20 protein-coding genes and 1 pseudogene are annotated in these 20,314 nt (G+C 61.8%); 17 read left to right on the top strand and 4 right to left on the bottom strand.

What is annotated here, in order from left to right; genetic code table 11:
- Window positions 1–35 precede the first annotated feature (35 nt).
- The 10 genes from V6M87_RS21405 to V6M87_RS21360 all read left to right on the top strand — a co-directional run bounded on the left by V6M87_RS21405 (window position 36) and on the right by V6M87_RS21360 (window position 9,300).
- A complete protein-coding gene (locus tag V6M87_RS21405) occupies window positions 36–377 on the top strand; it encodes a UxaA family hydrolase (RefSeq protein WP_332878691.1) in 342 nt (113 codons plus the stop codon).
- A complete protein-coding gene (locus V6M87_RS21400) occupies window positions 374–1,597 on the top strand; it encodes a UxaA family hydrolase (protein ID WP_332878690.1) in 1,224 nt (407 codons plus the stop codon). Before V6M87_RS21405 ends, V6M87_RS21400 begins: the two co-directional genes overlap by 4 nt.
- Window positions 1,598–1,608: 11 nt before the next feature.
- Entirely contained in the window at window positions 1,609–2,619 is a 1,011-nt protein-coding gene (locus tag V6M87_RS21395; RefSeq protein ID WP_332878689.1) for an aldo/keto reductase, read from the top strand.
- A complete protein-coding gene (locus tag V6M87_RS21390; protein ID WP_332878688.1) occupies window positions 2,616–3,455 on the top strand; it encodes an amidohydrolase family protein in 840 nt (279 codons plus the stop codon). The genes V6M87_RS21395 and V6M87_RS21390 overlap by 4 nt, the downstream gene beginning before the upstream one ends.
- A gap of 2 nt (window positions 3,456–3,457) precedes the next feature.
- Entirely contained in the window at window positions 3,458–3,787 is a 330-nt protein-coding gene (locus tag V6M87_RS21385) for an L-rhamnose mutarotase (protein ID WP_332878711.1), read from the top strand.
- 50 nt (window positions 3,788–3,837) lie between these two features.
- Entirely contained in the window at window positions 3,838–4,593 is a 756-nt protein-coding gene (locus V6M87_RS21380) for an SDR family oxidoreductase (RefSeq protein WP_332878687.1), read from the top strand.
- A 52-nt stretch (window positions 4,594–4,645) separates the two neighbouring features.
- Window positions 4,646–5,512, top strand: coding sequence for a fumarylacetoacetate hydrolase family protein (locus tag V6M87_RS21375; RefSeq protein ID WP_332878686.1), 867 nt, complete (start codon window positions 4,646–4,648; stop codon window positions 5,510–5,512).
- A 170-nt stretch (window positions 5,513–5,682) separates the two neighbouring features.
- The gene (locus tag V6M87_RS21370; RefSeq protein WP_332878685.1) at window positions 5,683–7,239 is read left to right on the top strand and encodes a sugar ABC transporter ATP-binding protein; all 1,557 of its coding nucleotides are present in this window, start codon (window positions 5,683–5,685) and stop codon (window positions 7,237–7,239) included.
- Window positions 7,240–7,313: 74 nt separating this feature from the next.
- Window positions 7,314–8,288 (top strand): ABC transporter permease, encoded by a 975-nt coding sequence (locus V6M87_RS21365; protein WP_332878710.1) that lies wholly within the window; start codon window positions 7,314–7,316, stop codon window positions 8,286–8,288.
- A 61-nt stretch (window positions 8,289–8,349) separates the two neighbouring features.
- Window positions 8,350–9,300, top strand: a complete 951-nt coding sequence (locus V6M87_RS21360; protein ID WP_332878684.1) for an ABC transporter substrate-binding protein — start codon at window positions 8,350–8,352, stop codon at window positions 9,298–9,300.
- A 125-nt stretch (window positions 9,301–9,425) separates the two neighbouring features.
- On the opposite strand, the gene V6M87_RS21355 is transcribed toward V6M87_RS21360, so the two are convergent.
- Window positions 9,426–10,133, bottom strand: a complete 708-nt coding sequence (locus tag V6M87_RS21355; RefSeq protein ID WP_332878683.1) for a DUF6058 family natural product biosynthesis protein — start codon at window positions 10,131–10,133, stop codon at window positions 9,426–9,428.
- Window positions 10,134–10,397: 264 nt separating this feature from the next.
- On the opposite strand from V6M87_RS21355, the pseudogene V6M87_RS21350 reads away from it, so the two are divergent.
- Window positions 10,398–10,511, top strand: a pseudogene (locus V6M87_RS21350) (hypothetical protein); the annotation flags it as partial.
- A gap of 30 nt (window positions 10,512–10,541) precedes the next feature.
- Complete coding sequence (locus V6M87_RS21345) at window positions 10,542–10,883, top strand: hypothetical protein (RefSeq protein WP_332878682.1); 342 nt, start codon at window positions 10,542–10,544, stop codon at window positions 10,881–10,883.
- 118 nt (window positions 10,884–11,001) lie between these two features.
- On the opposite strand, the gene V6M87_RS21340 is transcribed toward V6M87_RS21345, so the two are convergent.
- The 3 genes from V6M87_RS21340 to V6M87_RS21330 all read right to left on the bottom strand — a co-directional run bounded on the left by V6M87_RS21340 (window position 11,002) and on the right by V6M87_RS21330 (window position 14,635).
- On the bottom strand, window positions 11,002–12,075 hold the full coding sequence (locus V6M87_RS21340) for a GNAT family N-acetyltransferase (protein ID WP_332878681.1): 1,074 nt from the start codon (window positions 12,073–12,075) through the stop codon (window positions 11,002–11,004).
- 66 nt (window positions 12,076–12,141) lie between these two features.
- Window positions 12,142–13,644 carry a tyrosinase family protein gene (locus tag V6M87_RS21335; protein WP_332878680.1) on the bottom strand — a complete coding sequence of 501 codons (1,503 nt, stop codon included), beginning with the start codon at window positions 13,642–13,644 and terminating at the stop codon, window positions 12,142–12,144.
- Window positions 13,645–13,873: 229 nt separating this feature from the next.
- The gene (locus V6M87_RS21330; protein ID WP_332878679.1) at window positions 13,874–14,635 is read right to left on the bottom strand and encodes a DeoR/GlpR family DNA-binding transcription regulator; all 762 of its coding nucleotides are present in this window, start codon (window positions 14,633–14,635) and stop codon (window positions 13,874–13,876) included.
- 166 nt (window positions 14,636–14,801) lie between these two features.
- On the opposite strand from V6M87_RS21330, the gene glpD reads away from it, so the two are divergent.
- The 5 genes from glpD to V6M87_RS21305 all read left to right on the top strand — a co-directional run bounded on the left by glpD (window position 14,802) and on the right by V6M87_RS21305 (window position 20,313).
- On the top strand, window positions 14,802–16,355 hold the full coding sequence (gene glpD / locus V6M87_RS21325) for a glycerol-3-phosphate dehydrogenase (RefSeq protein ID WP_332878678.1): 1,554 nt from the start codon (window positions 14,802–14,804) through the stop codon (window positions 16,353–16,355).
- 79 nt (window positions 16,356–16,434) lie between these two features.
- Complete coding sequence (locus tag V6M87_RS21320; RefSeq protein ID WP_332878677.1) at window positions 16,435–17,535, top strand: ABC transporter ATP-binding protein; 1,101 nt, start codon at window positions 16,435–16,437, stop codon at window positions 17,533–17,535.
- 1 nt (window position 17,536) lies between these two features.
- Complete coding sequence (locus V6M87_RS21315; RefSeq protein WP_332878676.1) at window positions 17,537–18,628, top strand: ABC transporter ATP-binding protein; 1,092 nt, start codon at window positions 17,537–17,539, stop codon at window positions 18,626–18,628.
- A gap of 12 nt (window positions 18,629–18,640) precedes the next feature.
- Complete coding sequence (locus tag V6M87_RS21310; protein WP_332878675.1) at window positions 18,641–19,510, top strand: carbohydrate ABC transporter permease; 870 nt, start codon at window positions 18,641–18,643, stop codon at window positions 19,508–19,510.
- Window positions 19,507–20,313, top strand: coding sequence for a carbohydrate ABC transporter permease (locus V6M87_RS21305; protein WP_332878674.1), 807 nt, complete (start codon window positions 19,507–19,509; stop codon window positions 20,311–20,313). The genes V6M87_RS21310 and V6M87_RS21305 overlap by 4 nt, the downstream gene beginning before the upstream one ends.
- Window position 20,314 lies beyond the last annotated feature (1 nt).

Here is a 20,314-nt window from a genome sequence, read left to right as displayed (position 1 = left end):
GCCGCTGCACGGCGCCCGTTTCACGAGGTGGCGCCATGCTGAACGATATTTCTTCGGAACCGGCGGCAGTGTTGTTGATGGCGCCCGCGGACAACTGCGTCATCGCGCGCACCGCGCTGGCACGCGGCACGCGCATTCTCATCGACGCTGCACCGGTCGTGCTGTCCCAGGACATCGCCATTGGCCACAAGCTGGCGCGCGTCGAGCTGGCCGTGGGCGAGAAGGTACTGCGCTATGGCGCCATCATCGGCAGCGTGACCCAGCCGATCGGCATCGGCGAGCACATCCACACGCACAATCTGGCCAGCGACTACATTCCGACCTTCACCCTGGGCCAGGACGGCCACCATTTCCTGGAAAAGGACGGCGCCAAATGAATGCTCCTGCAAGCCTCCCCGAACTGTCCGGCTACCTGCGCGCCGATGGCCGCAAGGGTATCCGCAACATCGTTGTCGTCGCCTATATGGTCGAGTGCGCGCATCATGTGGCGCGCCTGATGGTGGGCGCTTTTCCTGGCCAGCCGGTGCACCTGATCGGCTTCACCGGCTGCTTTCCCAACGACTACGCCGACCAGGTGATGCGGCGCCTGTTGACGCACCCGAACGTGGGCGCGGTGCTGCTGGTGTCGCTCGGCTGCGAAGGTTTTAACAAGTACGGCCTGGCCGACGCGGTGAACGATAGCGGCCGGCCGGTGCACACCATCACCATCCAGGAGAACGCCGGCACGCGCCCGAGCGTGCAGAGCGGCGTGGAATGGATAAGCTGGGCGCTCGCCGCGCTGGCGCAGCAGGAGAAGGTGCCGATGCGGCTCGACGAACTCGTGGTGGCCACCATCTGCGGCGGGTCCGACAGCACCAGCGGCATCACGGCCAACCCCGCCGTCGGGGTTGCCTTCGACACCCTGATCGCGGCCGGCGCGCCCTGCATCTTCGAGGAGACCGGCGAACTGGTCGGCTGCGAATACCACATGCAGCGGCGCGCGGTCAGCCCGGCCCTGGGCGACGCCATCGTGGCCACCGTGGCCAAGGCGGCGCGCTACTACACCATCATGGGCCACGGCAGTTTTTCGCCGGGGAACGCCGATGGCGGCTTGACCACGCAGGAAGAAAAATCGCTCGGCGCCTACGCCAAAAGCGGCTCCTCGCCGATCGTCGGCATCCTCAAACCGGGCGACCAGCCGGCTGGCGGTGGCCTGTACCTGCTCGACGTGGTGCCGGACGGCGAGCCGCGCTTCGGCTTTCCGAATGTCTCGGACAATGCCGAAATTGTCGAACTGATTTCCTGCGGCGCACACATCACGCTGTTTACCACCGGCCGCGGCTCGGTGGTCGGTTCGGCGATTTCACCGGTCATCAAGGTGTGCGCCAATCCGCAAACCTTCCTGCGCATGGCCGACGACATGGACATCAACGCCGGCAAAATTCTGACCGGCGAGGCGACGCTGGAACAGGTCGGCGCCGAGATCGTCGCCGCCATCGTCAACGTGGCGGGCGGCGCGCCGAGCCGCTCCGAGGATCTCGGTCACCAGGAGTTTGTGCTGACCTACAAACAATTCAGCGCGGTGGGGCCTGGCTGTTTCCCGCTGCGCGCGGCCTGAACGGAGCGAACATGCAAGCCAATGAACTGGTGACCCTGGCGCGCAGCGGCGTCAAATTGACGCGCCTGGGCATGGGCGGCGCGGCCATCGGCGGCCTGTACGAAGCGTGCAGTGCCGCCGCGGCGCGCGCGGCGGTCGAAGGTGCGTGGGCGCTGGGCCTGCGCTATTTCGACACCGCGCCGTTTTACGGCTACACCCTCTCCGAACACCGCCTTGGCGAGGCCCTGCGTGAGCGCCCGCGCGGCGAATTTACCATCAGTACCAAGGCCGGGCGCCTGATGCTGCCGGACGCCAGCGTGCAGCCGGGCGCCGATGGCTGGGCCGCGCCGCTGCCATTTCGCCCCCACTACGATTACACCTTTGATGCCATCCTGCGCTCGCACCAGGACAGCTTGCAACGCCTCGGCATGGCCTACGTCGACATCCTGTTCGTGCACGATATCGGCGCCGTCACGCATGGCGCGGCGCACGCGCATTACTGGGCGCAGCTGACCACCGGCGGCGGCTTTCGCGCACTCGAGCAATTGCGCAGCAGCGGCCAGGTGAAGGCGATCGGGCTGGGCGTGAACGAGGCCGAGGTGGTGGTCCAGGCGATGCAGGAATGCGACCTCGATTGCACCTTGCTTGCCGGGCGTTACACCTTGCTCGAGCAGGCGGCGCTGTCCCCCTTGCTGGCCGCGTGCAGCCGCCAGGGCAACGCGATCGTCATCGGCGGGCCGTTCAACTCGGGCGTCCTGGCGGGCAATGGCAAGTTCAATTATGCCGACGCACCCGACGCCGTGCGCCAGCGCGTCGCCCGCCTGGGCGCCGTGTGCGAGCAGTTTGGCGTGCCCTTGCAGGCGGCGGCGCTGCAGTTCCCGATGGCGCATCCGGCCGTGGTGGCGTGCATTCCCGGCGGGCGCGACGTCGCGCAGATGCGCCAGAATGCCGCCTGGTTCGAGCAGCCGATCCCGGCCGGACTGTGGCCGGCGCTCAAGCAGGCCGGCCTGGTCGATGAACGTGCACCGGTACCCGCACCATGAAGCGCATCGACGCCCACCAGCATTTCTGGCGCCTGGCCGCGCGTGCCGGTAGTTGGCCGCCGCCGGCACTGGCGCCGATTTACCGCGATTTCCTGCCGCCCGAGCTGGCGCCGCTGCTGGCGGCCAATGGCATCGACGCGACCGTGCTGGTGCAATCGCTGCCGACCCGCGCCGATACCGACTTTCTGCTGCAACTGGCGCGCGAAACGCCGTTTGTTGCCGGCGTGGTCGGCTGGGTCGATTTGAAAGCGCCGGATGCGGCCAGGCAGATCGACGCGCTGGCCCAGGACCCCCGTCTGAAAGGCCTGCGTCCGATGTTGCAGGATATCGAAGACGAAACCTGGATCGACGATCCGGTGCTCGATCCCGCCATCGACGCCATGGTGCGCAACCGGCTCGTGTTCGACGCGCTGGTGTTGCCCCAGCACCTGCCGGCGCTGCTGGCGTTTGCGCGCCGCCACCCGGCGCTGACCATCGTCATCGACCATGCAGCCAAGCCGGCGATCGCCAGCGCCGCCGTGGATGACTGGGCGGCGGGTCTGGCGGCGCTGGCCGCACTGCCGCAGGTGTGCTGCAAATTGTCCGGCCTGGTGACCGAAGCGCGCCCGGACTGGTGCGAGGCCGACCTGGAACCCTACGCGCGCGTGGTGCTGGCGGCCTTCGGCCCTGAGCGGGTGATCTGGGGCAGCGACTGGCCGGTGCTCAACCTGGCGCTTGACTACGCCGGCTGGATCGACACCAGTGCGGCCTTGCTGGACGCACTTAGTCCAGCCGCGCGCGACCAGGTACTGGGCCTGAACGCGATGCGCATCTACCGACTCGGAGGCAAGCAATGAGCATGCAAAGAATGGGCATGGTGATCGGCATCCTGCCCAAGCATATTGACCAGTACAAGGCGCTGCACGCGGCCGTGTGGCCACAGGTGCTGGCGCGCCTGCGCGAGGCCAACGTGCGCAACTACACGATTTTCCTGCGCGAGCCGGAAAACCTGTTGTTCGGCTACTGGGAATACCACGGCACCGACTTCGCTGCCGACATGGCGCAGATTGCGGCCGATCCCGAAACGCAGCGCTGGTGGACGTTTTGCGCACCGTGCCAGCTGCCGCTGGCGTCGCGCGCGCCGGGCGAACACTGGGCGCCGATGGAGAACGTGTTTCACATGGATTGACCAGCACTGACAGGCAAGCACCACTGCGCCGCAGAGCGCGAGGAGACCGCATGACAGCAAGACTGCAAGGCAAAACAGCGCTGGTGACAGCGGCAGGGCAGGGCATCGGGCGCGCCACCGTGGCGGCGTTCCTGCGCGAAGGCGCGCACGTGATCGCCACCGATATCGACGCCGCCCAGCTGGACCAGCTGGCACGTCTGGAGAACTGCAGCGTGGCCCGGCTCGACGTGACCGACGGCGCCGCGATCCTGGCGCTGGCCGCGACGACCGGCCCGCTCGACGTGCTGTTCAACTGCGCCGGTTTCGTCGCCGGCGGCACCATCCTCGACTGCGATGAAGCGGAATGGGCGTTTTCCTTCGACCTGAATGCGCGCGCGATGTATCGCACCATGCGCGCGTTTTTGCCCGGCATGCTGGCGCACGGCGGCGGCAGCATCATCAATATGGCGTCGGTGGCCTCGAGCATCAAGGGGGCGCCGAACCGCTTCGTCTACGGCGCCTCCAAGGCCGCCGTGATCGGCATGACCAAGTCGGTCGCCGCCGATTTCGTCACGCACGGGATCCGCTGCAATGCGATCTGTCCGGGCACGGTGGCCTCGCCGTCGCTCGACCAGCGCATTGCCGCGCAGGCGCAGGCGAGCGGCCAGAGCATTGCCGAGGTCGCAGCGGCCTTCATCGCGCGCCAGCCGATGGGGCGGGTGGGGCGCGCGGAGGAAGTCGCTGCGCTGGCGCTGTACCTGGCCTCGGACGAGTCGGCGTTTACCACTGGCATGGCACACGTGATCGACGGCGGCTGGACCACCTGACGCCATGCTGCGCGAGCACCCTTTTTTTTGATCGACCAACTGGAAAGAACAAATGAAATTGATGCGCCATGGCCCGAAAGGGGCTGAACGACCTGCACTCATTGACGCCGCCGGCGCGTTGCGCGACCTGTCTGGCGTCCTGCCCGACATCACCGCCGCCACGCTGAGCCGGGCCGGGCTGGCGGCCCTGGCCGCGCTCGATGTCGACAGCCTGCCGCTGGTGGCGGCGCCGGGACGGATCGCGCCGCCGTATGCCGGCATCGGCAAATTCATCTGCGTCGGCCTGAACTATGCCGACCACGCCGCCGAGTCGGGGCTGGCGGTGCCGTCCGAGCCGGTGCTGTTCATGAAGGCCACCAGCGCGGTGGTCGGCGCGAACGACGCCGTGGTCTTGCCCCGGCACGCCGAAAAGGGCGACTGGGAAGTCGAGCTGGGGGTGGTGATCGGCACCACCGCCAGGTATGTTCGGGAGCAGGATGCGCTGCTGCATGTGGCCGGCTATTGCGTGGTGAACGATTTGTCCGAGCGTGCCTACCAGCTCGAGCGCGGCGGCACCTGGGACAAGGGCAAGGGTTGCGACACCTTCGGGCCGGTGGGCCCGTGGCTGGTCACCGCCGACGAGGTGCCCGACCCGCAAAACCTGGGCCTGTGGCTGGAGCTGAATGGTCGCCGTATGCAGGACGGTAACACCGCGACCATGGTATTCGGCGTGGCCAGCCTGATCAGCTACATCAGCGGTTTCATGTCCTTGTACCCGGGCGACATCATCAGTACCGGCACCCCGCCCGGGGTGGGCATGGGACAAAAGCCGGTGCCGGTCTACCTGAAACCGGGCGACCGGCTGCGGCTGGGAATTACCGGCCTGGGCGAGCAGAACCAGCAGGTGCACGCCTGGGATCCCGCCCTGATCGATGGTTGACCGCGGCACGGGGCGTGCGCAGGAAACAGTTGTTAGTCGTGCACGATTGCCGTATTGTTCATCAATTCGATTGTCTTTTAATTATATAAAACTTGAAGCGTTTGCCCGCGAGAAACCGATGCACAGACATCGCCGCGCGCCAACCCTTGCCCCATCCTTGGAGGAGACCCATGCAAAATGCGACCATTTTGGCGCCCGACCGGCCCGCGCCAGGCGGTGCACCACCCGACATACTCACCCTCAAGCACGTCTCGAAGCGCTTCCCCGGCGTGCTGGCGCTGGACCGCGTCAGTTTCAGCCTGCGCCGCGGCGAGGCGCATGCCCTGTGCGGTGAAAACGGGGCCGGCAAGTCGACCCTGATGAAGGTGATGAGCGGCGTGTACCGCGCGGACGAAGGCGAGGTCGTCTACAAGGGGCAATGCTGCAATTTTGCCAGTAGCGTCGATGCGGAAGCGGCCGGCATTGCCATCATCCACCAGGAGCTGAACCTGGTGCCGCACTTGAGCGTTGCGGAAAACATTTTTCTGGCGCGTGAACCGCGCTGGGGGCCGTTTGTCCAACGCGCCAGGCTGCGCGCCGATGCCCAGGCGCTGCTCGAGCGCCTCGGGCTGCGCATCGATCCCGACCAGCTGGTCAAGACGCTCTCGTGCGCCGAGCAGCAGATGGTCGAAATCGCCAAGGCCTTGTCGCTGAACACGGAAGTGCTGATCATGGACGAGCCGACTTCGTCCCTGACCGAGAGCGAGACCGTGCGGCTGTTCGAGATCATCAACGGCCTCAAGCGCGAGGGTGTCAGCGTGGTCTACATTTCGCACCGCCTCGACGAATTGCAGCACATCATCGACCGCGTGACGGTCATGCGCGACGGCAAATTCGTCTGCACCGACGACTTTGCCGCGACCTCGCTCGACGCCATCGTGGCGAACATGGTTGGTCGCACGCTCGATGAAAAATTCCCGGAGCGCACCTCGCAGCCGCAAACCGAGATTCTTCTGCGCGTCGATGCGCTGACCCGCCCCGGCGTGTTCGGGCCGGTCAGCTTCGATCTGCGGCGCGGCGAAATTCTCGGTTTCGCCGGCTTGATGGGCGCCGGCCGCACCGAAGTGGCGCGCGCCATCTTTGGTGCCGACCCGGTCGCCAGCGGGGCAATTTTCCTGGGCCAGGATGCGGTGGACATCCAGTCGCCGGTCGACGCCATCGCGCTGGGCATCGCTTACCTGTCCGAGGACCGCAAGCAGCATGGCCTGGCGATCCGGATGTCGGTGGCGGCCAACCTCACGCTGACCAATATGGCGGCGGTGTCGAACCGCTTCGGCTTCATCGATTTTGCGCGCGAGAAGGCGGTGGCGCAGCGCTACATCGATGCGCTGGGCATCAAGACGCCGTCGTCGAAACAGGTCGCCAAGAATCTATCGGGCGGCAACCAGCAAAAGATCGTCATCAGCAAATGGCTGTTCCGCGACTCGAAGATCATCTTCTTCGATGAGCCCACGCGCGGTATCGATGTGGGCGCCAAATTCGCCATCTACCAGTTGATGGACAAACTCGCCGCCGACGGCATCGGCGTGGTGCTGATCACCTCCGAGTTGCCTGAAATCATGGGCATGACCGACCGGGTCGCGGTATTTCATGGCGGCAAAATCAGCGGCATCGTGAATACGCGCGAGACCACCCAGGAACACATCATGCACCTTGCCTCGGGCAGCGGTGCGCGGAGCCAGACATGAACAAACGCCTTGATATCGTCGCAAGCGCGCAGGAAACCGCACAGCCCGCTGTTTCGCGCCGGCCGCAGTTGCGCATGAATAAAGAGATGATCCAGAAGTTCGCGGCGCTGGGCAGCCTGTCGATCCTGCTGCTGGTGTTTTCGCTCACCAGCAATGCATTTTTCACGGTCAGCAACGGCATGAGCGTGGCGCTGCAGGTGACCTCGATCGGAATCCTCGGGATTGCCGCCACCTGCGTCATCATCACTGGCGGGATCGACCTCAGTTCCGGCTCGGTGCTGGCGCTGTCCGGGGTGGCTGCCGCGCTGCTGGTGAAGGCGGGCATGCCGGTGGCGCCGGCCATGCTCGGCGGGGTGCTCACGGGCGCCGCCTGTGGCGCCGTCAACGGTTTTTGCGTGACGCGGCTGCGCCTGCCGCCGTTTATCGCCACGCTCGGGATGATGCTCATTGCACGCGGCGTGGCCTTGCAGCTGACCGGCGCGCGCGCCATTTCAGGTCTGGGCGAAAGCTTCGGCGTGCTGGGCAACGGGGTGCTGTTTCGGATCGAGTCCGATACCGGGGGGCCGTTTCCCGATGTGATTTTTCCCGGTATTCCGTATCCGGTCGTGCTGATGGGCATTCTCGCGGTCATCGTTTCGGTCATGCTCAGTCGTACAACGTTCGGGCGGCATATCTACGCGGTGGGCTCGAATGCCGAAGCGGCGCGCCTGTCCGGCGTGAAGGTCAACCGGGTGACGATGCTGGTGTATGTCCTGTCGGGCGCACTGTCGGGACTGACCGGGTGCGTGCTGATGTCGCGCCTGGTCACGGCGCAGCCGAACGAGGGCGTGATGTACGAACTCGACGCCATTGCCAGCGCGGTGATCGGCGGCACCTCGCTGATCGGCGGCATCGGGAGTATCTCCGGCACCGTCATCGGCGCATTTGTCATCGGCATCCTGCGCAACGGCCTGAACATGAACGGCGTGTCGAGTTTCGTGCAGCAAATCATTATTGGATTGGTCATCCTGATGACCGTCTGGATCGACCAGAAACGCAACCGCAGTTGAGCCACCTGCAACACCCCGGCAAGCGCTTTACCCACCACTAAAACCAAGACAAAGGATGACAATGAATACCGCAAAATACCTGTCGCACGGCCTGCTGGCCGCTGCCATTTCCCTGGCCGCCGGCAGCGCGCTGGCCGCCCCGGAAATTGCCGTGATCGTCAAGACCACCAATTCGAATTACTGGCAAAACGTGCAAAAAGGCGCCGCCGCCAGCGCGGCCCAGGCCAAGGGCTACAGCATGACGTTCCAGGGACCCGCATCGGAGTCGGCCATCGCCGACCAGGTCAGCATGGTGGAAAATGCCGTTACCCGCAAGGTTGCCGGCATCGTGCTGGCCGCCTCCGATCCGGACGCGCTGGTGCCGGCCTTGAAAAAAGCCTGGGAAGCAAAAATTCCCGTGGTGCTGATCGATTCGATGGTCGCCGACAGCGGCAAAAAGTATTACCAGTCGTTCCTGTCGACGGACAACGAGGCGGCTGGCGAAGCCAGTGCCAAGGCGCTGATCGGCAAGATCGGCACCACCGGCAAAATTGCCGTGATGTCCTACGTGGCCGGCGCCGGTTCCGAAATCGGCCGGGTCGGCGGCTTCAAAAAATACATCGCCGCCCACTCGAAACTGCAAATCGTGGGCACCTATTATTCGCAGTCGCAAATGGCCACGGCGTTGAACCAGACCACCGACGTGCTGGCATCGAACCCGGACCTGAAAGGCATCTTCGGCGCCAACGAGCCGACCGCGGTGGGCATGGGCCGCGCGCTGGCGCAGTCCGGCAAGGTGGCCAAGGTGGTCGCGGTGGGCTTCGATGGCAATGAAGACCTGAAAAATTTCGTCAAGGACGGCACCTTGTATGCGACCGCCGTGCAGGGCTCCTATTCGATGGGCGCGCTCGGCGTAAAAACGGTCATCAGCATCATCGAAGGCAAAAAGGTCGCGCCGTTCGTCAACACGGGCGTGGTCATGGTGACCAAGGCCAATGTCGATCTGCCAGAGGCCAAAAACGTTTTATATTAAAAACACTTTCGAGAAGGCCATCAGCGTGAGCAGCGCTTTTGCGCCTTCTTCGGACCAGGCCGGATTCTTACCGGTAATCAGCGTGCAATCCGTGAGCAGGCAGGACGGCTGTCTATCTACCGAACTCAAGCTGCGGCGGCCGCTGCGCGGATGTTTGCGCGTAGGTCCTCGACAAGTCGCTTGCGGCTGCTCGAAGTGTACTCAATGGGCGAGAAAGGCATGGACGCAGCCGCATAGGCATCGATCAATTCGTGCGTCGCCTGCGCCAGCTGCGGTGAGAACACCGTCTTGCTCCCGTTATCACTAATTTGTGTGAGTTTTTCCTGCAGCACCTCCTTGTATGCGATATGCGCCTCCGAAATCGGATTGGCAACGCACAAGGCAAATGTCCCGTTCAGAAAATACTCCCACGCAGCATCGGTACGTACGCGCAGGCCGGCGTCAATCGGTGCGCCATCGTCGCCGAAGCTGTCGCGCAAACGCCAAGTGGACAGATTAAGCGTTGCGAGCGCGGTGGCGAATTTGACTGTGAACTGTGCCTTCAAGCTCGGCTCAATGTCTTCTGTCGCGCCGCCTGCGATGACGTGGCGTGCTCGATCGATCCAGACTAATTGCGATGGAGGGAAGTAGCGGCCGGGCGTGGCGCCGGGCGCGCTCATCTCGCCGAACACAAATGAACATAGGGTTCCCGCATTGGTGACCACATACGATGGCGCGGGAATGAATCGATTGTGTATCAGCGCATCAAGCTCATCGACATGCATGGCACTTGCGCTTGCAAGCTGCATGTCGTTAAGGAAATGTTTTCCGAGGTAATTATTTAGTTCTGTCATGTGGTGGTTCCATTGGTGCTGCGTGGCGTATTTTGACGAGCGCGACCGTTTCGTCGCATGCGATGTGGCATTGGCAAATTCCATACTGGGTATTTGTACAGTATGATGCCACGTGCTCGTGTATGCAATGTGGCAATCAGGCGGGCATTCGGATGTGGGATTGCCATTGAATCAAGTTCTGCGCAAACCGCTCCTATCACGCATCAAGATTTTAAAAACAGCTCTTGACAAGGTTAGCGTTTCGCCCGCCATGTCGTTACCGTCATTGTTCACCTCGACCCGGCGGCATTTCCGTGCGCCGAGTTCGTCGACCTCTATCACCAACGTTGGCGTAACGAGGAGGCCTTCAAGCGCCTCAAGCACCGGCTCAAACTCGAACACGTCTCCGGCCTTTCCCAGCAGGCGGCGATGCATGACTTCGCCGCGAAAATCGTCTGCGACAACCTCCAGTCGCGCGCCACGGAGACCGCCCCGCGCGAGGCGTCGTTGCCGCCGACGCTGCGCATCAAGCAGGCCGCAGCCCACGCCATCCTGAAACCGCTGCTGCCAGCGCTGCTGCTCGATGCGCATATCGCCACCCGTCTGCCCGACGCGCTACAGTTAATCGCCGGCCGGACCTACTCTCACGGCCCTGGCATCATCAAATCCACGCCCCGAGTCGCGCGCCCGAAACCGCACAAATCCATGAGTCAGAAGCCATGCCGATGGGCGGCGCCGCCAAGCGCGGTGGATTGGGAGTGCGGCGGGTAGCGCCGTCGCAGCGCTAAACCGCGGGCATCGCCCGAACGATGGGTCGAGTTTGAATCGGCATGGTGGCGCAATTTCAGGTCGGCGCTAACCCGTCACGCCCCCTGCCGGATGCCATAAACTATCTCGAAATTTTGCTGCGGGAAAAGTAAAAAATCTTGAACACCATCCTGGCGATGATATGTCTTCGATGCTGATGAAACAGATCCTTCAAACGACGCACCCGTCCTGCCCACCATGTGCCAAGCGCGGAATCGATTTGACGCAGTACCCCGATGCGTGACCGGTATATTTTTATCTCATCCATTTCGACTAAATTGCCCAGCAACTGGGTCTTGAAATCGAATGCGCCACCGCCCAGATAAAATTTTCTCCCGCCTCGGGAAATGCTTTCGCAAATGGTTTGATAGACGCATATCTTGCCGAGTCCATATTTCTTGTACTCAGGGTCTTGCCCCAGAACTTCGCCGAAAAAGCTGGCGCCGACACGGTAGTTTACCGTTCCCGCACAAACCCTGCCCTCAATGAAAATAATATGCACGAAACCGCATTTTTTCGCCAGTTGGCATATGGCCCTGGCATCGTAGGAAAAAGAGGGGTCGTCCGAATTGATTCTCGATTCACTCAGTCTGATGATTTCAATAATATGGGCTTCGTCGATTTCTTCGTCATGGTAGGTTCTTGATGAGAGTGAAGGAAATGTTTTCTTTGCTTTATTTGTTTGGTAGCGTATGCCTGTCATCGTCTTCCTGCTCATACTCGAATTATATTTTTCGATGGATGCGGGCAGGGCGATGAGGTAGGTATGTTTCGAATTCTGTTTTTGGATCGGGCGTGGGAATTGATGAAGTTCGGCGCGCACTGCTTTGAAATGGATGACGTCGATGTCCGGGAGGCGTTCAAATATATACTGAGCAAAGCGCTTGATTTCTGTCTCGCCCAATTCAATCATCTCGTTCAGCACATCGACCCGCCGGCGGCTGCGGACAAATAACAGGACAACTTTTACGGTCTCATCTTTCGATGCTACATAGCAATTAACCTCTCTCAGTTCCCTAAAGGATTGCATGAACGCCAGGGAAGACTGAAGGACTTCGTACAGACGGGCTAATTCATGGTCTACAAAGGCTGGGATCGCGTCGAAATAACATGTAACCAATTCTTCACTTTTTTCCGCTACATTGCTTGTATCCATGAGTTGTATCCATGTATATTTAATTTTCGAATGACTGTAGAGGGAAATTTCGATCGGCCCAGGTAATTAATCGGTAAGCCCATAGTCGCTGTATTTTTCCTGCGTCGACGGGCCGGAATCCCAGGGCGCCACGGTCGATATGTCGATACGTACTTCACCGATCTTTACGACGGCGCCACGCGGGGCGTTGTCGCCACCGACCTGTAGCAGGGAGATGGTCACTTCCTGCAGTTCAAAAACAGACAGCCGCGACAGCACTTCGGTAGCCTGGTATTCCAGGGTCGCCGCACCATGATGTGAGGCAGCTGCGATTTCAAACGGCCCCACGGTTCCCAGGAAATATTTTTGGGCGCCGATTGCGTCGGTGACATAGGGAAGATTGAGATAAATATGATAGAAGTAGCCGCCGTTTTTTCCCCCGCTGAGAACCTGTATCTGGTCCATCACGACGACGACCGATCTGAAACTTTGCGGCGATGTTCGCGCCGACGGACCGACCGCAACCGACAACGCATCTTGCAGCGACTGGAGGCTGGACGCGCTCAGTCGCAAATGCCCGCTGACTGGCACGTCGGTGAGCACCATTCCCGACACGCCGCCCAAGGCGCGCCGCGTCGCGGAAATAGGGCGCGCTGACGTTGTGGCGAAATTGCCCACTGGCGGTCGGGTCAGAACGGCGAGGCTTTGCGTCTGCACCCGCCGGATCGGACTGTCTGGTGTCGCGCGTGCCGAGGGTGGGAGGTAGGTGGGGAGCGTAAGGTCGGCGTAGCTTACGTTCAACCACGCCGGGTCATATGTTTTATAGCGTGGTAGGGTCAGGTCGGATGCGTAAGTAAATGAATTTGCCCAATACGAGGCGCTCACTGCAGCATTGTATGGATTGCTTGTAACAGGCATGCTTTTGCCGCCCGACAGCGCCCATGCCTGCCAAAGACGGTCGATGTTTGCGTGGTGCAGGTAAAAAATAGGATCCCGTGGCGATGTCATATTTGCCATTTCACCGCCGATCAAGTCGTGTACCGGATTATGCGGTGCCGTTTCAAGTTGCGGTTCAAAAGCATTGACGGTTCCACGCTGAAAATTCTTGACTTTTGACGCAAACGGCGACAAGGTCAGTGCTTGAAACACACTTGTGTTGACGCGCGGGACATATAAAGGATTGGTGGCAGACGGATCGGTGAATTCTATCGGTATTTTAGGATATTTGTAATAGTCCCAATAAGGCAGGCACAGCGTGTTGTCACCGGAGACAAGGCGCAAACGCTGTTCAAAATAGTAGAGATAACCCCGATGCCATGCAAGAAAATAGCTGGTGCCATGCAGACAATAATTCACATGAACATTTGTCCAATAAGCCCACGAGGACGGACTGGCGGCACTGGTGTTCGCTTTCATTTTCTTCACAGCATTAATGAATGAAGCGTATTGCGGCATCGTCTTGAACTTCTGCCACTCAACGCGGCGGTAAGGCGCCGACTGGGCAAAACCGATGCGCGGTATATTCAGGTACGCTGCAGCCAGAGCAGAACAACGAATGAAGGCGCGACGACGAACAGAAAGGGGAGGCATGCTCTATCTCCAGGATTTTGCAAGGCATGAAACCGGCGACCAGATTGAGCGTAATTTCTTTTTCTGCCGCGCGTCTGATATGCATCAATCAAGACATATTGCTAAATCGCGCTGAATGGCATTGCCCTGAATAGTTGCCTCGCAATACGCGAATAGATGGAATGAATCGCCACGACAATTGCACGCCAATCAGCGTAAAACGATCGGCGCAATACAGAACGATTAACGGCTAGGCGGCCACCACCAGCCTGACCTTGGCCTGCTGCAGCACCCGCTTGAATGCCGGTGTTGGCGCGGCATCGGTAAATAACACGTCGATCTGGGTCAGGTCAGCCATGCGCACCAGCGCCTTGCGGCCGAACTTGTCATGGTCGGCCACCAGCCACACTTCGCGCGACTGTTCGATGATGGCTTGCGCCACCTTCACTTCGCGGGCGTCGAAGTCGCGCAGGCTGCCGTCTTCGTCGATGCTGGAAATGCCGATGATGCCGATGTCGACCTTGAACTGACGGATAAAGTCGATGGTCGCCTCGCCCACGATGCCGCGGTCGCGCCCGCGCACGACGCCACCGGCCACGATCACTTCACAGTCACCGTTGTCGGCCAAAATGGCCGCCACGTTCAGGTTGTTGGTGACCACGTGCAAGCCCTTGTGACAGGCCAGGGCGCGCGCCACTTCTTCCGTGGTGGTGCCGATATTGATCAGCAAGGAACAGCCGTTCGGCACCTGCGCCGCCACTGCGCCGGCAATGCGCCGCTTGGCGTCGCTGCCCAGCACCTGGCGCTGGCTGTAGTCAATATTTTTTACCGACGACGGCAAGCCGACGCCGCCGTGATAGCGCGCTAGCAGACGCGCTTGCTCCATCTGTTTCACGTCGCGCCGGACGGTCTGCGCCGTCACGCCCAACTGGATTGCCAACTCTTCCACCGAGATGGTGCCTTTCAGCCGGACAGCATCGAGCAGGCTGCGTTGTCGTGGGTTCAGTGTCATGGTGCAGCGATCTTAGACGAAACGCAAAACGAACACAAACGAAAATAAATTTATGAAATTTTGTATTTATCGGTTCGATTTGTGTCATATTTCATTATCTTAAGTTTAAACCATTATCGTTCCGATAAGCAACGTAGACAACATTCAGGCCGAGGCGAGAGTTCAGATGGCAGTTATGCAAACAGGGTTCGATTGCGACGTATTGATCGTCGGCGGCGGCATCAACGGTGCCGGCATTGCGCGCGACGCGGCCGGGCGTGGCCTGTCGGTGCTGCTGTGCGAACAGGACGACCTGGCCGCGCACACCTCGTCGGCTTCCACCAAACTGATCCACGGCGGCCTGCGCTACCTCGAGTATTACCAGTTCAACCTGGTGCGCAAATCGCTGATCGAGCGCGAGGTGTTGCTGCGTTCGGCCCCGCACATCATGTGGCCGCTGCGTTTCGTCATGCCCCATGCACGCGGCCAGCGCCCGGCGTGGCTGATCCGCGCTGGTCTGTTTCTCTACGACGTGCTGGCGCGGCGCGAGCTGCTGCCCGGTTCACGTGGTGTCGATCTGACCACGCACCCGGCCGGCAAGCCGCTCAAGGGCGAGTATGCGCGCGGCTTTGTGTATTCGGACGGCTGGGTCGACGATGCCAGACTGGTGGTGTTGAATGCCATCGCGGCGCGCGAGCACGGCGCCACCATCCTCACGCGCACCACCTGCACCGCCGTGCGGCGCGAACCGGCGCAAGGTGGCGCACCGGCACACTGGCGCGCCACCTTGCGCGGCCAGAATGGTGCCGAGCGCACGGTGCGCGCAGCGCTGCTGGTCAACGCAGCGGGGCCGTGGACGGCCGCATTCCTGCACGGCGCGGCGCCCCAGGCCCAGGGCAAGACCCTGCGTCTGATCAAAGGCTCGCATATCGTGGTGCGCCGCCTGTTCGAGCACGATCACGCCTACATCTTCCAGCATCCCGACGGCCGGATCGTGTTCGTCATTCCCTACGAGACCGAGTTCACCCTGATCGGCACCACCGACCTTGACTACACCGGCGATCCGGCCCAGGTCGCCATCGACAGCACGGAAATTGCCTACTTGTGCGAGTTGTCGAGTTATTATTTCAGGCAGCCGATCGTGCCGGATGACGTGGTCTGGAGCTATTCCGGCGTGCGCCCGCTGGTGGAAGATGCCGCGGCCGACGCCAAGGCAGTCACGCGTGACTACCGCTTCGAACTGGATCGCGATGGTGCGCCGCTGCTGAGTATTTTTGGCGGCAAGATCACCACCTTCCGCAAGCTGGCCGAAGAAGCCGTCGATCTGCTGGCACCACTGCTGGACAACCGTCACGGCGCCTGGACGGCCGCGGCCTGCCTGCCTGGCGGCGATCTGTTCGGGGAAAAACCGCAGAACCGCGCGGTGCTCGGCTTTAACGAATATGTGCATGATCTGCAACGCCAGTATGGCTGGCTGCCGGCGCGCCTGGTGCAGCGCTATGCACGGGCTTACGGCACCCGCATCCACGTGCTGCTGGCCGGGAAGACGGCGCTCGCGCAGATGGGTGAAGAAATTGCCAGCGGGCTGTACGCGGTCGAAGTGAATTATTTACGTGAGCAGGAGTGGGCAGTCAGTGCGCGTGACATCCTGTGGCGCCGCTCGAAGCTGGGCCTGCATCTGCCGGCCGCTACCGAGGCCCGGCTCGATGCCTGGCTGGCGGCGCATCCGCTGGCTTCCTGAGGCCGCAGTCAAGCATTCAATCCGGCCAACGCGGCGACGACCGCGCGGAGTTCAAAGAGCCAACCTGGAGGAGACGCAATTGCAACTTGTACTGGAGAAGGTCAGCAAGAAATACGGCGCTGACGATCATTTATATCCGCTTTCGCTCGCGCTGGTGCCAGGGACCATCAACGTCCTGCTTGGCACAACCCGCGCCGGCAAAACCACCCTGATGCGCCTGATGGCAGGGCTGGACCGGCCCAGCGCCGGCAAGATCGTGGTCGATGGGCGCGACTGTACCGGCGTCCCGGTCAGCAAGCGCAACCTGGCCATGGTGTACCAGCAGTTCATCAACTATCCGGCGTTCACCGTATTCGACAATATCGCTTCGCCGCTGCGCATCCGTAAAGTGCCGGAAGCGCAGATCCGTGCGCGCGTGCTGGACCTGGCCGAGCGGCTGCATATCACGCCGTATCTGCAGCGCCTCCCGGCCGAGCTGTCCGGTGGCCAGCAGCAGCGCACCGCGCTGGCACGGGCCCTGATCAAGGATGCCGACCTGCTGTTGCTCGACGAGCCGCTGGTCAACCTCGACTACAAGCTGCGCGAAGAACTGCGGCGCGAACTGACCGAGCTGTTCTCGGAAGGGAAAACCACCGTGGTCTACGCCACCACCGAGCCGCTCGAAGCGCTGCAACTGGGCGGGCACTGCGCGGTGCTGCACGAAGGCCGCCTGCTGCAACAGGGCCCGACCCTGGACGTGTTCAACGCGCCGGCCTCGATTGCGGTGGCGCGTACCTTCAGCGACCCGCCCATCAACCTGATGCCGGCCCGCATCGATAGCGCCGGCATGGCGCAACTGGACGGCGCCCTGGCGCTGCGCTTGAGCCCGGCGCAGCGCCAGGCCGCCGCCGGCCACGCCGAGGTGGTACTCGGACTGCGCGCCCACAGCCTGCACCTGACGCAGCACTCGGCGCAAGATCACGCGATCGGAGTGGTAGTCGACCTGGCCGAAATCGGCGGCTCGGAGACCTTCCTGCACGCCCACAGCGGCCCGATTTCCCTGGTCGCGCAGTTAAATGGTGTGCACGACCTGGCAATCGGTGCAAGCTGCGTCATGTACTGCCAGGCGGATGCGCTGTTTGTGTTCAGCCCCGATGGTGCGCTGCTGTTTGCGCCATCCCAGTCGGTGATGGGAGCATAAGGTGGCACGTATCGACCTGATCGAACTGGGCCATGCCTACCGTCCAAACCCGGCGGCGCCGGGCGACTACGCCCTGCAACCCATGACCAAAACCTGGGACGATGGCGGCGCCTACGCGCTGCTCGGTCCTTCCGGCTGCGGCAAGACCACGCTGCTGAACATTATCTCCGGCCTGGTCAAGCCGTCGCACGGGCGCGTCCTGTTCGACGGCAAGGACGTGACGACGCTGCCCACCGAGGCGCGCAATATCGCCCAGGTGTTCCAGTTTCCGGTGATTTACGACACCATGACTGTGTACGACAACCTGGCTTTCCCGCTGCGTAACCGTGGCTGGAAAGAGCGCGAAACCCGGGTCCGGGTGCAGCAGGTGGCCGCCATGCTGGAACTGTCAAGCGACCTGAAACTGCGCGCCAGCGGCCTCTCGGTCGACGCCAAACAGAAGATTTCGCTGGGCCGCGGCCTGGTGCGCCCGGATGTGGCGGCGGTGCTGTTCGACGAACCGCTGACGGTGATCGACCCGCACCTGAAATGGCTGCTGCGCCGCAAGCTCAAGGAAATTCACCATGAGCTGAAACTGTCGCTGATCTACGTCACCCATGACCAGGTCGAGGCACTCACCTTTGCCGACCAGGTGGTCGTGATGACCCAGGGCGAAGTGGTGCAGACCGGCAGCGCCCAGGCCTTGTTCGAAGCGCCCGAGCACACCTTTGTCGGCTACTTCATTGGCAACCCCGGCATGAATCTGCTGCCGTGCACTGTGCAGGATGGCGCGGCGTGGGTGGGCGGGCATGCGCTGGCCTTGTCTGGCGCGGCCAAGGCCGCGCTGGCGGGCGCCGACGGCAAGATCAGCCTCGGCGTACGGCCCGAGTTTGTCGAATGTGCGGCAGATGCGGATGCCGGCGCCGACACGGTACCTGCGACCGTGCTATCGGTGCGCAATATGGGCACCCACTTCCTGGCCGAGTTCCGGGTCGGCGACCAGCGCGTCGCGGCCAAGCTGCGCGCCATGCAGGCAGTGGCAGGGAACACGGTCCGGTTGCGCTTTCCGCAGCAGCGCACGCTGTACTACGTCAACGATCAACGGGTGGCCTAAGGGTGACATGACATGAAAACCTATAACAACCGCGCCTGGTTCCTGATTTTGCCGGTGCTACTCTGCGTGGCGTTTTCGGCGATTTTGCCGCTGATGACGGTGGTCAACTACTCGGTGCAGGATATTCTCAGCCCGACGCAGTCGGTCTTCGTCGGCACCGAGTGGTTCAAGACCGTGCTGCGCGACGCCGATCTGCACGGCGCCCTGGCGCGCCAGCTGATTTTTTCGCTGGCGGTGCTGGCCGTGCAGATCCCGCTTGGCATCCTGATTGCCCTGTGCATGCCGGCCAGCGGCTGGCGCGCTTCGCTGGCGCTGGTGTTGATCGCGCTGCCGCTGCTCATTCCCTGGAACGTGGTCGGCACCATCTGGCAGATTTTCGGCCGTGGCGATATTGGCCTGATGGGTTACACGCTGAACTGGCTGGGCATGAACTACAACTACAACGGCAATTCGATGGACGCCTGGCTGACGGTGCTGGTGATGGACATCTGGCACTGGACGCCGCTGGTGGCGCTGCTGTGCTATGCCGGCCTGCGCGCCATTCCGGATGCGTATTACCAGGCCGCGCGCATCGACGGCGCGTCCCGGTTTGCCGTGTTCCGCTTCATTCAATTGCCGAAAATGCGCAATGTGCTGATGATCGCCGTGCTGCTGCGCTTCATGGACAGCTTCATGATTTATACCGAACCGTTCGTGCTCACTGGCGGCGGGCCCGGGAATGCCACCACCTTCCTGTCGCAATACCTGACCCAAAAGGCGGTCGGCCAGTTCGACCTGGGCCCGGCATCGGCGTTCTCGCTGATCTATTTCCTGATTATCTTGCTGTTTTGTTTTGTGCTGTACACCTGGATGCAACGGGTCGGTACGGGAGACGCCAAATGATGGACAAACGAATCAGTACCACCTTACTGGTGGGGTTCCTGCTGCTGTCGATGCTGCCGATTTACTGGATGCTGAACATGTCGCTCAAGACCAACGAGGAAATCGTCGGCACCCTCAGCCTGTGGCCGCAGCAACTCACCTTCGCCAACTACAAGACGATCTTCACCGACCCGTCCTGGTACAGCGGTTACATCAACTCGATGATCTACGTCGCCATGAACATGGTGTTGTCGGTCACGGTGGCGCTGCCGGCAGCCTATGCCTTTTCGCGCTATAACTTCCTGGGCGACAAGCACCTGTTTTTCTGGCTGCTGACCAACCGCATGACGCCGCCGGCCGTGTTCTTGCTGCCATTCTTCCAGCTGTATTCCACCGTCGGTCTGATGGACACCCACCTGGCCGTGGCGCTGGCGCACATGGTGTTCAATGTGCCGCTGGCGGTGTGGATCCTGGAGGGCTTCATGTCCGGCATTCCAAAGGAGATCGACGAAACGGCGTATATCGACGGCTACAGTTTTCCGCGCTTCTTCGTGAAAATTTTTCTGCCAATGATCAAATCCGGGATTGGCGTCACGGCGTTTTTCTGCTTCATGTTCAGCTGGGTCGAACTGCTGCTGGCGCGCACGCTTACCTCGGTCAACGCGAAACCGATTGCCGCCACCATGACGCGCACCGTGTCGGCCGCCGGCATGGACTGGGGCGTGCTGGCCGCGGCAGGGGTGCTCACCATCGTGCCGGGCGCGCTGGTGATCTGGTTTGTGCGGCATTACATCGCCAAGGGTTTTGCGATGGGGAGGGTATAAA

This window comes from Massilia sp. S19_KUP03_FR1, from assembly GCF_036688685.1.
Lineage (GTDB): Bacteria > Pseudomonadota > Gammaproteobacteria > Burkholderiales > Burkholderiaceae_D > JALYUM01.
The sequence above is the reverse complement of the archived record's forward strand: the minus strand, read 5'-3'. Positions and strand labels throughout refer to the sequence as shown.

Excerpts from the sequence above, each read along its gene's own strand:
- V6M87_RS21390 (WP_332878688.1), top strand. The coding sequence starts at position 2,616 with ATGAAGCGCATCGACGCCCACCAGCATTTCTGGCGCCTGGCCGCGCGT.
- V6M87_RS21345 (WP_332878682.1), top strand. The coding sequence starts at position 10,542 with ATGCATGACTTCGCCGCGAAAATCGTCTGCGACAACCTCCAGTCGCGC.
- V6M87_RS21405 (WP_332878691.1), top strand. The coding sequence starts at position 36 with ATGCTGAACGATATTTCTTCGGAACCGGCGGCAGTGTTGTTGATGGCG.
- V6M87_RS21395 (WP_332878689.1), top strand. The coding sequence starts at position 1,609 with ATGCAAGCCAATGAACTGGTGACCCTGGCGCGCAGCGGCGTCAAATTG.
- V6M87_RS21340 (WP_332878681.1), bottom strand. The coding sequence starts at position 12,075 with ATGGATACAAGCAATGTAGCGGAAAAAAGTGAAGAATTGGTTACATGT.
- V6M87_RS21365 (WP_332878710.1), top strand. The coding sequence starts at position 7,314 with ATGAATAAAGAGATGATCCAGAAGTTCGCGGCGCTGGGCAGCCTGTCG.
- V6M87_RS21305 (WP_332878674.1), top strand. The coding sequence starts at position 19,507 with ATGATGGACAAACGAATCAGTACCACCTTACTGGTGGGGTTCCTGCTG.
- V6M87_RS21310 (WP_332878675.1), top strand. The coding sequence starts at position 18,641 with ATGAAAACCTATAACAACCGCGCCTGGTTCCTGATTTTGCCGGTGCTA.
- V6M87_RS21360 (WP_332878684.1), top strand. The coding sequence starts at position 8,350 with ATGAATACCGCAAAATACCTGTCGCACGGCCTGCTGGCCGCTGCCATT.
- V6M87_RS21355 (WP_332878683.1), bottom strand. The coding sequence starts at position 10,133 with ATGACAGAACTAAATAATTACCTCGGAAAACATTTCCTTAACGACATG.
- V6M87_RS21335 (WP_332878680.1), bottom strand. The coding sequence starts at position 13,644 with ATGCCTCCCCTTTCTGTTCGTCGTCGCGCCTTCATTCGTTGTTCTGCT.
- V6M87_RS21400 (WP_332878690.1), top strand. The coding sequence starts at position 374 with ATGAATGCTCCTGCAAGCCTCCCCGAACTGTCCGGCTACCTGCGCGCC.
- V6M87_RS21370 (WP_332878685.1), top strand. The coding sequence starts at position 5,683 with ATGCAAAATGCGACCATTTTGGCGCCCGACCGGCCCGCGCCAGGCGGT.
- V6M87_RS21330 (WP_332878679.1), bottom strand. The coding sequence starts at position 14,635 with ATGACACTGAACCCACGACAACGCAGCCTGCTCGATGCTGTCCGGCTG.
- V6M87_RS21380 (WP_332878687.1), top strand. The coding sequence starts at position 3,838 with ATGACAGCAAGACTGCAAGGCAAAACAGCGCTGGTGACAGCGGCAGGG.
- V6M87_RS21375 (WP_332878686.1), top strand. The coding sequence starts at position 4,646 with ATGAAATTGATGCGCCATGGCCCGAAAGGGGCTGAACGACCTGCACTC.
- V6M87_RS21385 (WP_332878711.1), top strand. The coding sequence starts at position 3,458 with ATGCAAAGAATGGGCATGGTGATCGGCATCCTGCCCAAGCATATTGAC.
- glpD (WP_332878678.1), top strand. The coding sequence starts at position 14,802 with ATGGCAGTTATGCAAACAGGGTTCGATTGCGACGTATTGATCGTCGGC.